This is a genomic window from Streptomyces sp. NPDC004788, from assembly GCF_053601115.1.
In genome coordinates this window covers 53,604-70,204 of sequence record NZ_JBSGBF010000017.1, presented here as the reverse complement: position 1 = coordinate 70,204, position 16,601 = coordinate 53,604, and the positions used below count along the sequence as shown (strand labels likewise).

Annotated in this window: 16 protein-coding genes; 11 read left to right on the top strand and 5 right to left on the bottom strand. The window is 68.3% G+C overall.

Going from position 1 to position 16,601, the window contains the following annotated elements:
- Nucleotides 1–53: 53 nt before the first annotated feature.
- Nucleotides 54–1,289 (bottom strand): tyrosine-type recombinase/integrase, encoded by a 1,236-nt coding sequence (locus ACWEJX_RS10845; protein WP_443078488.1) that lies wholly within the window; start codon nucleotides 1,287–1,289, stop codon nucleotides 54–56.
- Nucleotides 1,290–1,339: 50 nt separating this feature from the next.
- Nucleotides 1,340–1,645: a helix-turn-helix transcriptional regulator gene (locus tag ACWEJX_RS10840; protein ID WP_331452038.1), complete on the bottom strand. Its 306-nt coding sequence runs from the start codon at nucleotides 1,643–1,645 to the stop codon at nucleotides 1,340–1,342.
- A gap of 689 nt (nucleotides 1,646–2,334) precedes the next feature.
- Between ACWEJX_RS10840 and ACWEJX_RS10835 the strand changes: the two genes are divergently transcribed.
- Nucleotides 2,335–3,750 carry a hypothetical protein gene (locus ACWEJX_RS10835; RefSeq protein ID WP_451607149.1) on the top strand — a complete coding sequence of 472 codons (1,416 nt, stop codon included), beginning with the start codon at nucleotides 2,335–2,337 and terminating at the stop codon, nucleotides 3,748–3,750.
- A 126-nt stretch (nucleotides 3,751–3,876) separates the two neighbouring features.
- Here the strand turns inward: ACWEJX_RS10835 and ACWEJX_RS10830 are convergent, their stop codons facing one another.
- The 3 genes from ACWEJX_RS10830 to ACWEJX_RS10820 are packed head-to-tail and all read right to left on the bottom strand — an operon-like array spanning nucleotide 3,877 to nucleotide 6,233.
- Nucleotides 3,877–3,954 (bottom strand): hypothetical protein, encoded by a 78-nt coding sequence (locus ACWEJX_RS10830; protein ID WP_382834851.1) that lies wholly within the window; start codon nucleotides 3,952–3,954, stop codon nucleotides 3,877–3,879.
- Nucleotides 3,955–4,013: 59 nt separating this feature from the next.
- Complete coding sequence (locus tag ACWEJX_RS10825; protein ID WP_451607148.1) at nucleotides 4,014–4,916, bottom strand: phosphotransferase family protein; 903 nt, start codon at nucleotides 4,914–4,916, stop codon at nucleotides 4,014–4,016.
- Nucleotides 4,917–4,949: 33 nt separating this feature from the next.
- Entirely contained in the window at nucleotides 4,950–6,233 is a 1,284-nt protein-coding gene (locus ACWEJX_RS10820; RefSeq protein WP_331452041.1) for a helix-turn-helix domain-containing protein, read from the bottom strand.
- A 438-nt stretch (nucleotides 6,234–6,671) separates the two neighbouring features.
- On the opposite strand from ACWEJX_RS10820, the gene ACWEJX_RS10815 reads away from it, so the two are divergent.
- From ACWEJX_RS10815 to ACWEJX_RS10770, 10 genes are all read left to right on the top strand, one after another.
- Nucleotides 6,672–7,217 carry an ATP-binding protein gene (locus tag ACWEJX_RS10815; RefSeq protein WP_111334162.1) on the top strand — a complete coding sequence of 182 codons (546 nt, stop codon included), beginning with the start codon at nucleotides 6,672–6,674 and terminating at the stop codon, nucleotides 7,215–7,217.
- A complete protein-coding gene (locus ACWEJX_RS10810) occupies nucleotides 7,214–7,777 on the top strand; it encodes an AAA family ATPase (protein WP_451607147.1) in 564 nt (187 codons plus the stop codon). The genes ACWEJX_RS10815 and ACWEJX_RS10810 overlap by 4 nt, the downstream gene beginning before the upstream one ends.
- A gap of 172 nt (nucleotides 7,778–7,949) precedes the next feature.
- Complete coding sequence (locus ACWEJX_RS10805; protein ID WP_111334158.1) at nucleotides 7,950–8,147, top strand: DUF5999 family protein; 198 nt, start codon at nucleotides 7,950–7,952, stop codon at nucleotides 8,145–8,147.
- On the top strand, nucleotides 8,144–10,030 hold the full coding sequence (locus ACWEJX_RS10800) for a glycoside hydrolase family 15 protein (protein ID WP_451607146.1): 1,887 nt from the start codon (nucleotides 8,144–8,146) through the stop codon (nucleotides 10,028–10,030). Before ACWEJX_RS10805 ends, ACWEJX_RS10800 begins: the two co-directional genes overlap by 4 nt.
- Nucleotides 10,031–10,319: 289 nt before the next feature.
- Nucleotides 10,320–11,192: a GNAT family N-acetyltransferase gene (locus tag ACWEJX_RS10795; RefSeq protein ID WP_331452044.1), complete on the top strand. Its 873-nt coding sequence runs from the start codon at nucleotides 10,320–10,322 to the stop codon at nucleotides 11,190–11,192.
- A gap of 45 nt (nucleotides 11,193–11,237) precedes the next feature.
- Nucleotides 11,238–12,755 carry a Rossmann-fold NAD(P)-binding domain-containing protein gene (locus ACWEJX_RS10790; protein WP_331452045.1) on the top strand — a complete coding sequence of 506 codons (1,518 nt, stop codon included), beginning with the start codon at nucleotides 11,238–11,240 and terminating at the stop codon, nucleotides 12,753–12,755.
- Nucleotides 12,748–13,212: a hypothetical protein gene (locus ACWEJX_RS10785; protein ID WP_331452046.1), complete on the top strand. Its 465-nt coding sequence runs from the start codon at nucleotides 12,748–12,750 to the stop codon at nucleotides 13,210–13,212. The genes ACWEJX_RS10790 and ACWEJX_RS10785 overlap by 8 nt, the downstream gene beginning before the upstream one ends.
- Nucleotides 13,209–13,991 carry a methyltransferase domain-containing protein gene (locus ACWEJX_RS10780; protein ID WP_331452047.1) on the top strand — a complete coding sequence of 261 codons (783 nt, stop codon included), beginning with the start codon at nucleotides 13,209–13,211 and terminating at the stop codon, nucleotides 13,989–13,991. The genes ACWEJX_RS10785 and ACWEJX_RS10780 overlap by 4 nt, the downstream gene beginning before the upstream one ends.
- Nucleotides 13,988–15,916 (top strand): hypothetical protein, encoded by a 1,929-nt coding sequence (locus ACWEJX_RS10775; RefSeq protein WP_451607145.1) that lies wholly within the window; start codon nucleotides 13,988–13,990, stop codon nucleotides 15,914–15,916. Before ACWEJX_RS10780 ends, ACWEJX_RS10775 begins: the two co-directional genes overlap by 4 nt.
- The gene (locus ACWEJX_RS10770; protein WP_331452049.1) at nucleotides 15,910–16,599 is read left to right on the top strand and encodes an HAD family hydrolase; all 690 of its coding nucleotides are present in this window, start codon (nucleotides 15,910–15,912) and stop codon (nucleotides 16,597–16,599) included. The genes ACWEJX_RS10775 and ACWEJX_RS10770 overlap by 7 nt, the downstream gene beginning before the upstream one ends.
- The last annotated feature ends 2 nt before the right edge of the window (nucleotides 16,600–16,601 follow it).

The window sequence follows — 16,601 nt, the reverse complement described above, 5'->3', positions numbered from 1 at the left end:
TAGAGGCCGGGAACACGGGTCGACAGCGCTGGGGAGAATCTGGGGAGTTTCGGCTAGCAAGCTGATCTCCCGCGCTCCCCAAGCAGACCGTCGATGGTGCCGCGTCCCTTGCTGCCGGCCTCCGGCATGAAGTGAGCATAGTAACCGAGAGTGATCGCAGGCGAGGAGTGTCCGAGCCACCGAGCCAGGGTCACGACGGACTCTCCGGCTTCCAGCATGATCGAGGCGTAGGTGTGCCGAAGCACATGGAAGCCGTCCTTCGGAGCCGCCGCCCACTGCCAGGCTTTCGCCCCCTCGGCGCGCGGCGGGATGACGCCTGCCTTGGCCAAGGCAGGCTTCCAGGTGTAGGTGTTCCATGTGTTCACCGCGACAGCGTTGCCGAAGCGCGTGGTGAGCAGCAGGGAGAACTTCTTCCTCTCTCCCTCCGGCTTCCCCCACGGCAGCTCCACTTCTACCGGCGGGAACGCTTCGATGTGACGCTTGAGTTCCTCGGCTACCGAAGGGGGCAGATCCACCGTCCGGATCTTCTTCCCCTTCGGCAGGGCGAAGTACAGCCTTCCGTGAATCGCCTGTACTTGGCGCCGAACGTGCAGCAGGCCGCGCCCGTAATCGATGTCCTCGGGACTGAGCCCGAAGACCTCCCCCTGGCGGAGTCCGCACCCCAGGCCGACTACGACGGCGATCCTGTTCCGCTCGCTGATGGCATCGCGGACGCGCAGTGCCGTGTCCATCGGCCACGCGTCGCGCCGCTCCCGTGGCGACTTGGGCCACCGCACCGATTTCGCGTGCATCGGGTTGCGCGCGAGGCGCTTGTCGTCGACGGCCGCTTCCAGGATGGAGGAAAGCTCGGACAGGATGCCGCGCTGGTAGTCGACTGACGAGACTGTCGACTCCAACTTGGTTATGAACGCGCGCAGATCCGTTGCAGCGATGCTCCTGAGCGGAAGCTGGCCCAGGTGCGGGACAATATGGAGACGCCACCTACGCTCCTGACTGTCCTGGGTTTTCGGAGCACCGCCTCGCCCTGGTGCCCAGTGCGTCGCGATGTAGTCGGCCAGCGTGATGGACCCGTCGCGCGGGTCTACGAACTCGCCTCGCTCCTCGTCCGTGGCCGCGCGGCGAAGCCACGCCTTGGCATCCTCCAGCACTTCAAAGGATCGGTCTCGCACCCCAGGTATGCCAGCGACCTTGTACCGCTTGCCTTTACCGTAGCGAGCGGTCTTCTCCCTTCTCCCGGTGACCGGATCCTTCTTCTTCTTGAGCCACCGATCCTCGATATAGCCGGCCAAACATGTCTCCTTTCAAGAGGGTACGAACGCGTCCGACAACGTGCGATGCGTCAAGCACCGGGGTTCCGACGTCGCTGCGGAGCCGCGCTGAGTGGGTTCAAAGCAGGGTTGGAGCGAGAGTCCGCTCGTTCCTGGTCATGAATCCAGGCGTCGAGGGCCGTCCGCCGATACATGACGCGACCACGGGGGCCCATACGAAAGCTCGGCGGGCCCTGCCGTCGATGCCGCCAGACATAGAGGGTGTGCGGTGATATGCCGAGGTACGCGGCGGCATCCTTTACGTTGAGAAAGCAGGCGCGGCCCGCACTGGCGGGGTCAGGCACAGCTGAGGGAGCGAGCAGCGATCGAGTAGGCATGGAGCGCTTCCTGTGAGAGACGAAAGAGAACGGGCACGGGCAGCCCACGTCCACGACGGCTCCACCGCCAAGCACAGCCGGATGCGAACACCTGAATGGTCCTGACGATCGCCGGTTTGGCTAACCGGCGATCGTCGGCTATGTTGCGCGCGCCCCGCCCATGCGGTCGCAGTACTCGGATGGGTTTCCGTCAGTAAGCCAACCGGTACGACCTCAGGGCCGGTGAGGCACCGTCTGCAACGAGCAACAGCGAACCGTCAGCTACTAGGCGATCCAGATTTCGCGCTACGCGGCGCTCGGGAACATTCACGGCCCGGGCCACGTACCTCCTCGCGGCCCGGGTGCGCTGCAATATGCACGAGAACTGCGCGGCCGCGATCCCAGACACACGGACCTCCTACGCAGAAACCACTCCAGGCCGCCAATCCCACAAGTCTGGGGTTGCAATCTTTCCCTCCATTCCTGTCGATCACCTTCTCGTCCGCCTTGGCGTTTTCGGGATGTTGTACGTTGACATGCTCCCGGCCTAGGTTCCAGTCTCTTGCCGTCAATCCTCGTCTGCCGTAAGCGAATGCCCGCTACCACCCCGCCGGGAAGTCGGCCACTTTGGGCGCGATAGGAAGTCTCTGCAAATGGGGGGCCGGTCGCGATCCGCAGTCGCTGTCCGCTATTGCTGTGATGCGGACCGGATGAGGCACTGGTCCAGGGCCAGCCGGGAGGAAGCGGCGAATGTTCGGGAAAATCCCCGCATCCTCGTCTGCGGATGCGTCATGATCACGGGCATGCACCCTCGTGACGAAGAGATATGGCGGGCGATCGACCAGGGCCGCCGGGCGATCGACTGGGGGGCGTGGTTCGGTTGCCCGGAGGGTGCCGGCTACCTCTCCCCCGCAGGTCATCAGGTGACCGCACGCGCCGTGGCCGGCCTCACCGCGTTCTTCAACAGCCGCTGGCTGCCCAAGGCCGTGGTCCCCTCCCCCGCCCCGGGTCGGGCCAGCGACACCTTCGTCGGTCTGGGCCGCCATGCCCCGGTGCTCCAGTTCATGAACGGAGCCGCCCCGGGAGCATGGGTGGAAGCAGTGCGGTGGTGGGCCGCATACGCCTATCTGGAGGAAGCCGCGGTGCCGGGCATTGCCTCGGTCAAGCGGGATGCACGCTGCGACGTCACCCTGTCCCGGTTCCTGCATTCCCAGACACAGGCCCGGCTCGCGCTCATGGGGGCGGCCCACGGACTCAGGGTCGAGCTGGAGCCGGCGAAAGCCAGTGGCGGCCCCGGCGATGTTCGTATCGGCCCCGTCTTCATCGAGGTCGTCACCTTCGCCGAAGATCAGAAGTTCCAGGACTACGAGAGGTTCCGCGAGAACGTCCGGGCTCACCTCTTCGCCCTGGACAGGGGCCGTGACATCTACTGGGAAGGTGACCTCCCCGAACTGCTCAGCGGCGGCGACTTCGAGACCTGGAAGAAACGGACCGAGGAGGCCGCCCAACAGTGCGCGGCCCTGGAGGCCGCGGTCGATGTCCTCAGCAGCGCCGGGAGGCGGCTGACCGTCCATCCCGGCACGGCTCCCCAGGGCACCACCCTGACCGGGGACACCGTGGAGAGCGACCAGGGCAGGCGGCTCCTGGACAAGGTGCACGGCAAGTGCGCCAAAACGGCGGGGGCAGGCACCGCCTGGATCTGGGTGGAGGACCACAGCGGTCTCTTCCACTTCCCGACGCCCTTCGCCGAGATGTCGCTCGCCGCCAAGACCGATGCGCTCGCGGACCTGTTGGGGCCGCTCCTAGCGGAGTACGTCCACGTCGCCGGGATCGTCGTCTCGAACGCGGCCCGCCGGCGCCTGCCGCTTCCGCCGAACGAGGACGCTCTCCGCCCCGCCGCACGGGGCTTCCGGCGGGGACTGCCCCTCGACCGGGTCCGGGAAACGATCGTGATCCCCCGACGAATCCTTCTGCCTGAACAGACCAGCCTGATCGCCCGAATGTGCGACGCCGAAGCTAATGCGCTCGACTGGGCTCTGGGGAAGCTCGGTGTTCCCCACGGTGTCGCATCGCTGCTGGCCGACTCGTCGACGCCGCAGCGGGTCTCCCCTCTGTGGACACCGTGAGCTTGCCGAGGCGGTAAGACGGCGTGGAGGCGCCGTGCTTGAGTCCGGTGAGGGTGGGACGGCAAGGCTAGATCGTAAACTCCTCGTGCGGGATGGCCTGTTCCCAGACGACCTCGAACGAGGCGATCACCATCTTGACCGTGGCCGAGTCTTGAACTCGTGTCCCGCCCACTCGCCATCACCGGTGAACCAGTGGAACAGCACGAGACGGCCGTCGATCAGCCAGAGGTCGTTGCCGGGGCAGCAGGGCTCCAGGCCGAACGCTAGAGGATGTTCCAGGGGAGCTGCGTGTCCCTCCTCCTGAGCCCGTCGAATCGCCGCCGGATCTCGCTCAAAGACTCAGGAGCATGTCGAACTTTTCGTGCGTTAGTGGTGATCATGCGCAGCTCCCGAATATCACGCAAAACCGAGTAGCCGGCGTATTTCGTTACGTCCCACCCGTAGGCGCTCGCGAAGGCTTGGTAGTGAGCTTGGCCGTAGCCGAACCGCCGACAGTGGACTTCGACTGTGACAAGGTCCCATTCCGGCTGACCATGGGCGACCGTGTCCCAGTCGCACAGCACCGCAGATCCGTCGGTGGTGTGCAACGCGTTTCGGTGCTGTGGGTCGCCCTGTATCAGCCCGGGGGGAAGCGCGAAGTCGACTCCCCTCAATGCCCCTTCGAGTCGGTCTGCCTCCTCCTCCATGTATCGGATGGCTGCGGCAGGGAGACATGTGATCGCGGTCAGTGAGCGGCGGATCGCACGGATGTTGTCGTGCTCGGCAAGGGCGATCGGGGGCGGGGGCAGCGAGTGGAGCGCCTTGAGGGGACCGGCCAGCTGCCCGGCCGCCACCGGGTGCTCTGGTTGTGGCAGGTAGGTCCAGAAGGTGACGGCGTGCCCGTTGACGATCAGCGGCTGATCGCAGGAGTGGAGAGGGACGGTGGGAAAGCCTGCTTCGATTAGCCAGCGTACGAAGGTCACCGTGCGCGCGACGCTCTCGACGTCGGTTCCCTTCCGGGCGATCTTGGCCACCACCTGCTCCTTCTCCAGGAGGAGAACTGCGTTGGTGTGACCGCGCAGCAGACGCGCATCACGGCCGTCGAGGCCGGCCTTCGTACAGGCCCGCTCTAGGACCTGGTACATCTCGAGCTCGTCGAACCCACCCGGGGCCGGCGTGATTGTCATGTCGCACAGGCTTACCGACAATGGCCCGTCCTGTCACATCCGGCCTGGCGCAAGCTCGATGATCTCAAGAAGCTCGCGCGCCGCCCGGCCTGTCCGTATCACCGACGGAAGGACCTGTACGACCTCGCGGGCTCTTTCCTCCACGATGGGTGTGCGGTGGGCGGGGTCCATCCGCAGGAAGGTAGCGCCGGCCAGCTGGCACGCTTCGTCAGGGCTTCGGTCCCGCGCGTAGCAGATGGCTGCTTCAAGCCGGAGGAGGGCAGGATCGATCCCTGTCTTGTCCTGGTAGAGGACGAGCGCCTGCTCCTGGACTTGGCGGGCCTCGCGCGTGTGCCCGAGAGCGGTCAGCGTCCCGCTCTTGTAGAGCAGGTAGCGGCGCTCCGGAAAGGCGAAGGCATCGTCCGCCGAGTCTCCGCCGAACTGTTCAAACACCTTCGTCGCGTAGCGCAGTGCGGCCTCGGCCTCGGCCTCGGCGCCAAGCTTGGCCAGGGCCCGCGCCTCTGCTGCTGCCGAGAAGGCGTGCGTGGCGCTGGTTCGTGCTCTGCTGCTGATCACCCTGGCCTCCCGGCACAGATTCACCGCCTGTGTGATCGGACCGTAGTAGAAGGGGAGCATCGCGGCCTGAGCCCTGACGCGAGCTCGAAGCTCCGAGTTTCCGCTGTCGTCCGCAGCGGTACGCGCTGTGGCGTACCAAGATCGCGACCGCGTGAGGTCGCCAAGTTTCATGAGTGCGTCGGCAGTCAGCGTGGAGAGCATCGCAGTCAGCTCCGAGAGCCGAACTTGGACGGCGGCCGGCTGTCGGCATGCGGCCAGCTCCTCGACCTCGGCAAGGAGGTCCAGAAGGCGGGTGAGCATCAGGGCCGGCGGGGTGGAGATGTACTCCTGGCTGGCCCAAAGGACCATCTCGTCGATGTGGTCCAGCTGGCTGGAGTTGACCGTCGCTGATGCCAGGGTACGGTCCACCGCACGCCGCGCGGCGTCGACCCTGTGCGAGAGGTGCTCGGCAGCCGTCGGGATCCGCTCGCCGATGGCGGACATGGGGGTGATCTCGGCGCGGTGCCCATGCCGGGACTCTGCCCGGAGGACGATGCCAGCGACGGCATCGGTGTCTTCCAGGCCCAGCCCCTCGGGCGAGCAGCCATAGAAGGCGGCGAGCACGAGCACGGTGGTGCGGAGCGGTTGATGCCCTCCCGTTTCCCAGAGCCGCAGCTGTTCCACGGTGACCCGGGGGCCCCTGTCCAGGTCAGAGACGAGCTCGCGGATCTGGTCCGCTGCCTCGGTCAGGGTGAGGCCCTTGGCCAGACGCTGTGCGCGCAAGGGGGAGACGGAGCAGTGCGCCTGAATCGTGCGGGCGATCTCGTCGGTTGACTGTCCGCGTTCGGCACCGCTCGCGCGTAACCGCTTTGCGCAGGACGGACGATGAGGTCCAGGGCCACGTCGCATGGAGTTGATTCCCTTCGAACTCGCCGACCAGCGTACTGACATGCTGTCCGCTCTGCGTCAAAAAGTCGCGGCTCCGTCAAGTACGGCCCTGGAATACGTGAAGCGTCACGCAAGCCAGTCACGTTTACGTGAACCGTCGCGGTTGCCGCTCGTGGTGCACGGGGGCAACTCTTGCCCTCCTCGGGCTTCCCGAGACCACAAGCGGCTCGCCGGCCACGACACCTGACGGTCTTGGCTCGTGAGCCTGCGGGTGCCGCCGCGCTCCGGACATCGGCCGGCGACACCCGCCATCCAGGATTGGGGGTGCGCTCAATGACGTCGACTCGGAAGACCGGACAGTTCCTCGCTGTCCTGGCGCACGATGTCGAGGCGGAACTGGCTACGATCCATCTCGCGAACTCGGGACAGGCCGTGCCCCAGTCGCGGCAGTTCCTCCAGGAAGAGCTCTTGGGCTGGGGATTCAGCCGCAAAGACGAGCTGACGGACCGCGTCCTTCTCGTGGCCAGCGAGCTGGTGACGAACTCCGTGCTTCATGGTCGAACTCGGCCAGCGGGCGAGACCGAGACGCTCGGGCTGTCGCTCTCCGTCAAACCCGGCGCGGCACTCGGCATCCTGGTGACTGACAACTCGCCGAATGTTCCCGCGCCGGTGTTCCGGCCCGACACCGCGGACGGTGGACGCGGTCTCCGGCTCGTCTCCGCGATTGCCGACCACTGGACGGCGGCTCCCGCGACACGTGACGGAGAGGTTGTCGGCAAGGGAGTGTGGGCCTTCTTCCGCTGGCCGGGCGAGGCGGAGGTACCCGCTCGTAAGCGCGAGGTCGCCTCGAGCGGATGCACAGCTGTGGAGGCGCGGTGATCGTCGCCATCGGCGGTCGGCAGCGTACGGGCAAGTCGGAATTGGCCAGACATCTCGCGATCGTCATCGGCGGGGTCCTGCTCGACCTCGCCCAACTGCGAACCGTGATGTTCCCTATGTCCCGCACCACCTCGCAGGAGCAAGCGGCCCGCCTCTACGAGTGGCTGTTGCAGGCCGCGGTGTGGAATCTCCACCAGCGCCCCACTTCCCCGGTAGTCCTCGATGCTCATCCCCTCACACGGGCCCGCGATGTGCGAGCGCTCCGGCATCTCGCCGGCGGTATAGGCCACCGCCTTCACGTCATCGAATGCGTCCGCACAGCCCCTGTGTCGGAGGGTCCCGCTCAAAAGGCCCACAAGGACGCTGAAGGGCCCCCGGGAGACGCCGGGAGCGCGGGTTCGATTCTGGCTCCGAAGATCGTCGTGGACACCCAACAGCCCATGGCCGAGTGCATCGCGGAGATTCTGCACGCACTCGCCAGCTCCCCTAAAACTGAGCGATTTCCGCACGCGCCGCATCCCTATGCCAGCGAGCCTCCCACGGCTCATTCCTGCCACTGATAGCCGCACGACGCACGGAGTAGAGCGAACGTCCGTCTGGCTCCCTGGCTCCTCCCGGCCTCCGAGCGCTCGACAATCTCCGCTCGGGCCCCCCCGGGAACTGACCACCGGAAGCCGCCGGCTTGCTCGTCCACCGCTCCCGTCTCCTGCCGTACCCACAAGGACTCCCACCATGTGTCAGCACCAACCCCCGTGCCCGAGCGCCGACTCCGCAGACCGTGAGGCGGCGCGTCTCTCGGCCCATCACCCCGAGCAGGGGTGGAGCCTTCTGTGCAACGGCGTCCTGCTCTTCGACGACACCGGCGAACTGCTCCCCGACGGCCAGATCGTCGCCCCTCACCGTGCCCTGCCGACGGCGGTGGCAGCGTGAAACTCCCTTCCCCACGTCCACCCGCGGAGATCCCCCACCGTCCGCGGCGGGCGGGCCGGATCGAGGACCACGGCCTCGTCGGCAACGGGCGCACCGGCGCGCTTGTAGACCGCGACGGCAGCATCGACTGGATGTGTCTGCCGCGCTTCGACTCCGCAGCCGCGTTCACCGCGCTGCTGGGCAGCGAGAACCACGGCATGTGGCGCATCGGGCCCGCCGGGCCGCACGGCACCGCGCCCGCCGCCGACGGACGGCGCTATCTCGACGGCACGCTGATCCTGGAATCCACCTGGATCACTTCCTCCGGCACCGTCCAGCTTCTCGACTTCATGCCCTTCACCGAAAAGGACGACGTGACGCAGCTGGTCCGGATCGTCAAGGGCGTCAGCGGCCGGGTTCCGATGCGGTCCATCCTTCGGGCCCGTCCCGGTTACGGCCGGGCTGTTCCGCGGCTCGACATCGTCGGCCGCAGGGCGAACGTCGGCCTGGGCGACGGCCACCTTTGGCTCGACACGGACGTTCCCACCCGCGCGTCCGGCGGCGACCTGATCTCCGAGTTCAGCGTCGCAAAGGATGAGCAACTGGCCTTCGCGCTCGCATGGCAGCCGGGAGGCAACGAGCCGCCACCGCTTCCCGCACCCGAAGGGCTGCTGAAGCAGACCGAGGACTTCTGGGCGGGCTGGACGGCCAAGTCCACGTACTCCGGCCCCCACTGGGAGGCAGTCGAGCGCTGTCTCATCACGTTGAAGGCGCTCCAGCACGGACCGACCGGCGGATTCGTGGCTGCACCTACCACCTCGCTGCCCGAGGAAATCGGCGGCGAGCGCAACTGGGACTACCGCTACTGCTGGCCTCGTGACTCCGCGATGACGGTCGAAGCCCTTCTCGGCTGCGGCTACGTGGAGGAGGCCCGGGCCTGGATCGGCTGGCTGCGAACAGCCATCGGCGGCCGGCCCGAGAGCCTGCAGGCCATTTACCGGGTCGATGGCAGCCGGGAGCTGACCGAGGCCGAGCTCGGCTGGCTTCCTGGCTTCGAGAACTCCGCCCCGGTCCGCATCGGGAACGGAGCCGCGAAGCAACTGCAGCTCGATGTGTACGGCGAGATCGTCGGCGCCCTGTACGCGGCCCAGGAGCACGATCCAAAGCTGGCTCCTGTCATAGCCCCGATCATCACGGACCTCGTCGCGTGCCTGGAGATCCTCTGGGAGCAGCCGGACGAGGGAATCTGGGAGGTCCGTGGTCCGCGCCGGCACTTCGTGCACTCCAAGGTCATGGCCTGGTGCGCGGTCGACCGTGCGGTCAGACTCATCGAGGATGGCCGTGCCGACGGGCCACTGCATAGGTGGCGTGAGCTGCGCAACGCGATCCACCAGCAGGTGTGCGAGCGAGGATACGACGAGGAACGCAACACCTTCACGCAGTCGTACGGCTCGACGGAGCTGGATGTCTCCCTGTTGCAGATCGTTACGACCGGGTTCCTGCCAGCGGACGACAAGCGGGTCATCGGCACGGTCGAGGCGATCCAGCAGGAGCTGTCCACGACGGGCGGGTTCCTGCTGCGCTACCGCACCGGGGGCGAGGTGCCGGGCGTCGACGGCCTCGCCGGCGACGAGGGCACCTTCCTCATCGGCTCGGGGTGGTTGATCGTGGCGCTCTGCACCATCGGCCGCGTCGACGAAGCCGAGATCCTGCTGGAGAGCCTGCTCCGGATCCGCAGCGACCTGGGCCTGCTCGCCGAGGAGTGGGACGTCCACCACCAGCGCCAGCTGGGTAACTTCCCGCAGGGGTTCTCCCACATCGCTGTCATTCAGGCTATCCGGGCCGTCGCAACCGCTCGCGCCTCTCAGGGGCGCCGGATCGCCGCGGGGGTGATCGGGCAGTGAGTGCCTCTTCTTCGTTACCGGCGGGTGGGCTGAGCCAGACCCGGGGGCGACACCGGGCTTCGCAGGGCCGAACCTCCGGCCTCGTCCTGATCGGGGCGAACCTGATCGGTCTGACGCTGGTCGGCTGCATGGTCGCTGACGAGTCCAACGACTCCCGCGACTTTGGAGCAGCGGTGACGATACCGGACACGGCTTCTGCCGAAGAGCAGCCGTCGAGGAAGGCCAACGCCACGGCAGCATCCGACCTCACGGCCCGCTCGGTTGGCCTCGCAGGACCCGGGGAGGCGGCATGAGCACCGATTCTATCGACATCGCCGTGCATGCGGGCGTCCTGTCGGACGGGCTGTGTGAGCAGCTCGCGGTCGTTGGGCAGCGGGGCGTCGCGGGGTTCAGCGATGACCGCCCGGTCAGTGCCTCGCTGGTGCGGTCGAGACTGACGAACGCTCTGACCGGCGCGCCTCCGGTACTCGTGCTCGCCAGGATCGACGAGGAGCTGGTCGGTTGGTGCGCGATCCGCCACCCCGAACCCCACGAGGCTCGCGCCCGTTTGTGGGGGCCGGTCGTCGACCCGCGCATACGCCGGTCCGGTCTGGGTTCGCAGCTGCTGCGAGAGGTCACCGGACTGGTCGTGTGGCCGCTGGTGACCACGGATGTGCCGGTGGACCGGCCGGGCGCCGCCGAGTTCTTCGCCAGAGCGGAGTGGTGTGTGCTGCACGAGGTGACCGTCCTGCGCGGTGTCCCGCTCCCGCGAAGTAGGGCGATCGCCGACAACGGCGTCGGGTTCGACGACCTGGATGGGTACGTTGCCGCGGCGGCACGCCAGTTCGGTGGGCATCCGGACGGGTTCGCTGAGGCGACGCTCCGGCGATGGCGGGACGACGCGCGGTTCCAGCCCGAGCACCTGTTGCTCGACCCGCAGACCGGATCGCTGCTGCTGGCCCTCGCCCAGCACAACGAAGCCAGCAGCGAGCTGCTCCTCGCGGAGCTGTGGGCGGCACCCGGCGCACGTCGGCCGCTGATCCGGGCCGCGCACACGCTGGCTGCCCGCCAGGGCCTGGAGGTCGTGCGCGCGGTGACCCGAGACGATCCGACACCGTTCGTCGCCTGCGGCATGACCGTTATGGGCCGCTGCCTGATCTTCACACCGCCCGGCGACCGCTAAGCCCGGCTCTTCACCGTCGGCCCCATCTGAATTGAGAGGAAATCCATGTCCCTTTTTCTGGAGTCGCCCGTGGTCCACTCGGTCGACTTCGTCGGCCGCAAGGCCGAGGCCCAGCGGCTGACCGACGCGCTCATCGAGCGCCTGCGTGCCGCTCCCTTCGTGCGCGAAATGCTTTTCGACCACGAGCAGGGATCCTGGGTGTGCGCGCTCGCCGACGGCGGACGGGGGCGTCTGGCGCTGGCCGCGCCGGCCGATCCCGCCGCGGTCGCGGACCGGACCCACCGGATCGTGGCGACCTTCGAGAAGGGCAACCTCCGCGATCGGACGTCCTTCTTCCAGACCGTCACACATCTACCGTTCACCGACTCGGAGATGACCGCCGTCACCTCGGAGCTTCCCTTGACGAGCACGCTGCCGGAGCGCTGGCCGGACAAGCCGCTCGCCGACGTCGGGCTGGTACTGACCATCCACCACATGCGCGACTTCCTCGTCCTGGTCAACAGCCTGGTCGAGCTCGGCGTCGATCCGGCGCACATGACGGTGATCGACAAGGAGTACCAGTACGCCAACTCCCGCCGTGTCGATGCCCACCTCGTGCAGCGTCTCGGGATCACGGTGTGGCGCTACCGGGACCTGCGTGCAGGGCTGGAGGACCATGTGTCGCGGGTGACCGCGGCGGGCAAGCGCAGCATCGTCATGGACGACGGCGGATACGTCCTGCCGATGGTGCTGAAGGAACTTCCCGAGAGTGCCGGGCACTTCATCGGTCTTGTGGAGCAGACCACCTCCGGTATCCGGAAGCTGGCGGGGTTCGACCTCCCGCTCCCGCTGTTCAGCGTGGCCGAGAGCGACATGAAGGGCATGATCGAGTCCTACGGCATCGCCGACGCCGCGGTCCGCAACACCCTGCGGCTGCTTCCGGACGAGAAGTTCGAGGGCCAGGCCGCACTCGTGCTCGGCTTCGGCCGGATCGGCCGCGAGGTGGCCCGCGTCCTGGACAGCCGGCGGATGCGGGTGGCGGTTTTCGACGCCGACATCACCCGCCTGGTCGCCGCACACGAGGAAGGCTTCCTCACCGGCCGGTCGCTGACCGAGCTGGTGGACTCCCACCAACCTCGGCTGGTCATCGGCTGCGTCGGCAACCGCAGCTTCGGTCTGGAGCAGGCCAGGCTCCTGCCCCCACGTTCGTTCCTCGTCAGCACCACGAGCAGGAACTACGAGTTCGCGCTGGACGAGCTGCGCGAGGGCAGCAAGGCGGTGACGGACCGGGGCGTGCTCGGCACCGGCTACCTGTTCCCCGACGGGTCGGAGATCGTCGTCGTGGGCCACGGCATGCCCATCAACTTCCACTTCGCCGAGAGCCTGTCCAACAGGTACGTGGACCTGGTGATGGCCGGGCTCGCCGTCGGCGCGGTCGCGGTGGCCCAGGGAGGCGAGCGGCTGCAGCCCGGACACAACCTCGCCGCCACCAACGAGATCCTGGCCGAGTCCGGGATCGTCGACGCCTATTACCAGCTCTACGGCCCCGCCATCACCACGGCGACGGGGAGCGGGCATGGGTGAGCGGATCTTTACCCTCAACGATCTGACCGGCACCGACTCGGTCTGCCCCTGCCTTTCGTGTCACCTGGGCACCGTGTTCGCCCAGCACTTGACCGACCTGCGCACCGGCTATCCCGGGCGGGTCACGCCGCTGGGACACCGGGGGGCCGGGCCGGGAAAGACTGCGGTGCCGCATCTGGTCGCCCTGCGCCTGGGCGAGGGGCTGCTGGACGTCGTGGTGTGGGAGGAGATGAGCCCCGCCCAGCTCGCCGCGTGGCTGCCGTACGCCGAGACCCGCGCGCGCGTGCCGCAGCTTGCCCAGCGGATACCGAGCCTCGTCCGCATCCGGCAGGCCCTACGCGCCGGCGCGTTCGCCCCCTCGGGTGATGCGGGCGCCGCGCTGGCGGGCGACCGTTACCCCTCATTCCGTTTTTTCGTCGAGCACTGGCCCCAGATCAAGAAGGAGTTCTCCGCATGAACACCGAATCCAGCGACTTCGGCACCGTCGGCACCGACTACGCCGCCTACTCCAAGGGCGGGCGCGGCCGGCTGCGGCACGAAATCGTGGCGCGCCGCGTCCTTGAGGAGCTCGGCGACAAGCCCGCCCGCGTCCTGGACGTCGGCTGCGGCGACGGCGAGATGGTGCTGCGCCTGGCCGCGGCAGGGCATCACGTCACCGGGGCCGAGGTTTCCTCCGACATGCTCAAGCGCGCCGAGGAGAAGCTGGCCGCGGCCGGCCTGGCCGAGCGCGTGAGGCTCGTCGAGGCCGACATCTACGCCCTGCCCTTCGACGGCGAGGTCTTCGACGCGGTGTGCTGCCACGGCGTCGTGATGTACCTGCCCGACTCCGCCGAGCCCATCGCCAATCTCGCCCGGCTCGTCGCCCCCGGCGGCATCCTCAGCGTTCTCACCAAGAACACCCTCGCTGTCGGAGTGCGCGAAGCCCTGCGCGGCCAGTACGACATGGCCCTGGCCCAGATCGAGACCACCCAGGCAGCGAGCATGGGCAACCTTGGCATCATCACGCGTGGCGACGCCCCCTACCGCCTGAATCAGCTCGCCAGCGACAACGGCCTGGTCCCGCTGCCTTGGCAGGGCGTGCGGATCTTCCACGACCACCTCGGCAATGACTGGCGACCGGAGGAGGACGTCTTCCAGAAGGCGCTGGCCACGGAGTGGGCCGCCTCCATCCGCAGCCCCTACCGGGAGCTCGGCCGTCTCGTGCACGCCGTCGCCCGCCGCGAGGCCACCGCATGACCACGGTCCCTGTCAGGCCGCTGACCGTCGGCGCTCTCGCTCGCGACCTCGTCGCGAGCGCGGGCCAGGCGGTCAGCGCGCTGCGCTGCTACGAGACGCTCGCCGCACTCTGGGTCCGGGCCGAAGACCGTCGCCTGCCGACGGCCGAGCGACTGCGGGCCTCCAGCCTGCGCGCCGCCGGGCGGCTCATCCGCGGCGAGATACAGGTGGCGGCCCCAGACGCAGATCTCGTGCCACGTGAGCTGACCAGCGACGAGTCGATCGTGCGCCTCCCGGCGTCCCTGGCCGTCCAGGGCGTGGAGTGGCCCGACATCGTCCAGCTCTCCGAGCGATGGCTGTCAGCCCGGTCGGACGGATGGCCGGTCGCGGTAGTGGGCGTGCGGACGGGCGGAGCCTATCTCGCTCCTCTCGTCGCCGCCCGCCTCGCCCGCGAAGGGCTCGACGTCCACCTCGCCTCCGTACGACCGGGCGAGCGAATCACGCCGGGCCGGCGCAGGATCCTGCTGGTGGACGACCCGCCGCTGACCGGCCGGACCCTGGTGTCCCTCGCCCAGCGCCTGGCCGAACCCGGCAACACCGACGTCCTGGTGCCGGCCTTCCGTGACGACGACGTCCAACCGCTGCGGGACGCCGGCATCTCGGTCACCGTCCTGCCGCGATCCCGCTGGGCCTCCACCCGCCGTCTCGCCTCGGGCGCCCTCGATACTTACCTGGTCAAGGAGGTCACGTGGATCGGCCGTGCGGAAGCGCCGGTGAGCGTGGTGGGCTTCCGGCCGGGGAGGGAGAACTCAGCGCTGGCCGCATGGCCGGGCTTGCGGCGCCGCTCCCCCGCCCGGGCCGCCTTCACCCTGTCGACCCGGCACGGCCGGCAACCGGTGGTGGCGTCCTGGGTTCCGCCCGGCATCTTCGGTGACGCCGCCCGCGCGACGGCCACCGCGTTGTCGAGCGCTCTGACGCCGGCCACCGTGGGCGTCGCACCGGCCATGGTGATCAGCGAAGACCTGAGCACGTCCGTACAGCTGCCCCCGCGCGGGGACTTCTGGCTCGACGACGCAGTCGGCTATGCCCTGGACCGCTCCGTCCAGCTCCCCGTTGCGATGAGCCTGCGCGCTCCCGCTCCCATCCCGTCGGCCTTGAAGACGGTCGCCACCGCGCTCACCAGCGGCAACCCAGGGATGGTCCTGCCCCGGCTGCACCGCTGGGTGATGTCGATGGGGTCCTCAGTGCCGGACGGCCGGTGCGAGGCAGAGAAGTGGCTCATCGACGCCGAAGGCGGCCTGCGCAAGACCGGCCACCTCACCCACGCCTACCGCCGCGACAACGAACTGCTCACCCCACTCGTCGACCTGGCCGCCATCATCGTTGCGTTCGGCACCGATCTGAAGACGGTGGCCGCCGCCGTCGACCAGCGCATTTCCGACAATGAATCCTGCCTGCCAGCGCTCGCGACGGCCACGCTCTGCTACGGCGTCGCCCGGGGCGAACAACTGCCCCGCACCTACAACCCGGAGCGAGCTGCAGCCACGGCGCGAGAGGCGCACCGTCTCCAGCGGGCCATGATCGACGCCGCGCTCGTCCTGCAGGAGGCACTGCACATTCCGGTGAGCTCACGGACGCCGGTGCTTCGCCGGTGGCGTCGCCAGCCCGCGGCTCTACTCCAGCCCATGCTGCCCTTCCGAGGCCGTCCGGCACCCAAGGCTCCGCGGATCGATACCCGGAACGTCGAGGAAGCGGTCACCCAGTGGGCCGAGGGCCGGTTCGAGCCGGTACAGGCCGACGGCGCCCTGCTGCTGGCGCCGCTCGGCCCCGCCTCGACCTGGCAGCACGCGACCGCCGAGCTCGGTGACCTCGCTGCCCGGCTCCCCCACCCCCACCTGCTCGCCTGGTGCGGCGTGCCCCTCGTTCAGCTGGAGGAAACGTGCTGATCTTCGACTTCGACGGCGTCCTGCACGACTCCCGCGAACGTGCCTGGCGCGCCTACCAGACCGTCCGAGAGGAGATGGAGTTGTGGGAGCTGCCAGACCTGGCGGGCTCGGAGAAGCTGCCGCTGATCTACCAGGGCGTGCTCAGCCAGTCACTGACCCGCTGGATCCCGTACGAGACGGCCGAGCGGTTCTGGCAGCGGCACGCACGGCTGACCGACCTCACGGCCGGAAAGGAAGAGCGCGGCGTCATCCCCGATCTCGTCGGCATCCTCGGCGAACTCGCGAACGGTCCCGGGTACGGCATCGTCACCGGCAGTCACCGCACCACGGTCGATCGCCTGCTGCGACGGGATCTCGACACGAAAGCAATGCCGCGGGTACTGCTCACGCGGGACGAAGACGGCAGCAAGACGCTCAAACTCCAGCTCTTGCAGCGGCAGCACGGCGCAACCGCATACGTCGGAGACACCGGCAGCGACGTGCGCCACGCCCATGCCGCCGACCTTCGGGCCATCGCCGTCAGCTATGGATACGCCGACATCGATGACCTGACCACCGCCGGCCCCGACCTTGTACTCCACGCCCCTGCCGAGCTCGCCGCCTGGTGCCGCAGCCCCGTCCCACCGGGCGTACGCTCTCGACGGAGTGTCGCTGGGGTGCAGGGAAGCCACACTGGCCTCTGAGC

Bases quoted from the DNA above. Each gene is read 5' to 3' on its own strand.
- ACWEJX_RS10840 (WP_331452038.1), bottom strand. From the start codon at position 1,645: ATGCCTACTCGATCGCTGCTCGCTCCCTCAGCTGTGCCTGACCCCGCC.
- ACWEJX_RS10835 (WP_451607149.1), top strand. From the start codon at position 2,335: ATGAGGCACTGGTCCAGGGCCAGCCGGGAGGAAGCGGCGAATGTTCGG.
- ACWEJX_RS10825 (WP_451607148.1), bottom strand. From the start codon at position 4,916: ATGACAATCACGCCGGCCCCGGGTGGGTTCGACGAGCTCGAGATGTAC.
- ACWEJX_RS10815 (WP_111334162.1), top strand. From the start codon at position 6,672: ATGACGTCGACTCGGAAGACCGGACAGTTCCTCGCTGTCCTGGCGCAC.
- ACWEJX_RS10805 (WP_111334158.1), top strand. From the start codon at position 7,950: ATGTGTCAGCACCAACCCCCGTGCCCGAGCGCCGACTCCGCAGACCGT.
- ACWEJX_RS10795 (WP_331452044.1), top strand. From the start codon at position 10,320: ATGAGCACCGATTCTATCGACATCGCCGTGCATGCGGGCGTCCTGTCG.
- ACWEJX_RS10790 (WP_331452045.1), top strand. From the start codon at position 11,238: ATGTCCCTTTTTCTGGAGTCGCCCGTGGTCCACTCGGTCGACTTCGTC.
- ACWEJX_RS10785 (WP_331452046.1), top strand. From the start codon at position 12,748: ATGGGTGAGCGGATCTTTACCCTCAACGATCTGACCGGCACCGACTCG.
- ACWEJX_RS10780 (WP_331452047.1), top strand. From the start codon at position 13,209: ATGAACACCGAATCCAGCGACTTCGGCACCGTCGGCACCGACTACGCC.
- ACWEJX_RS10775 (WP_451607145.1), top strand. From the start codon at position 13,988: ATGACCACGGTCCCTGTCAGGCCGCTGACCGTCGGCGCTCTCGCTCGC.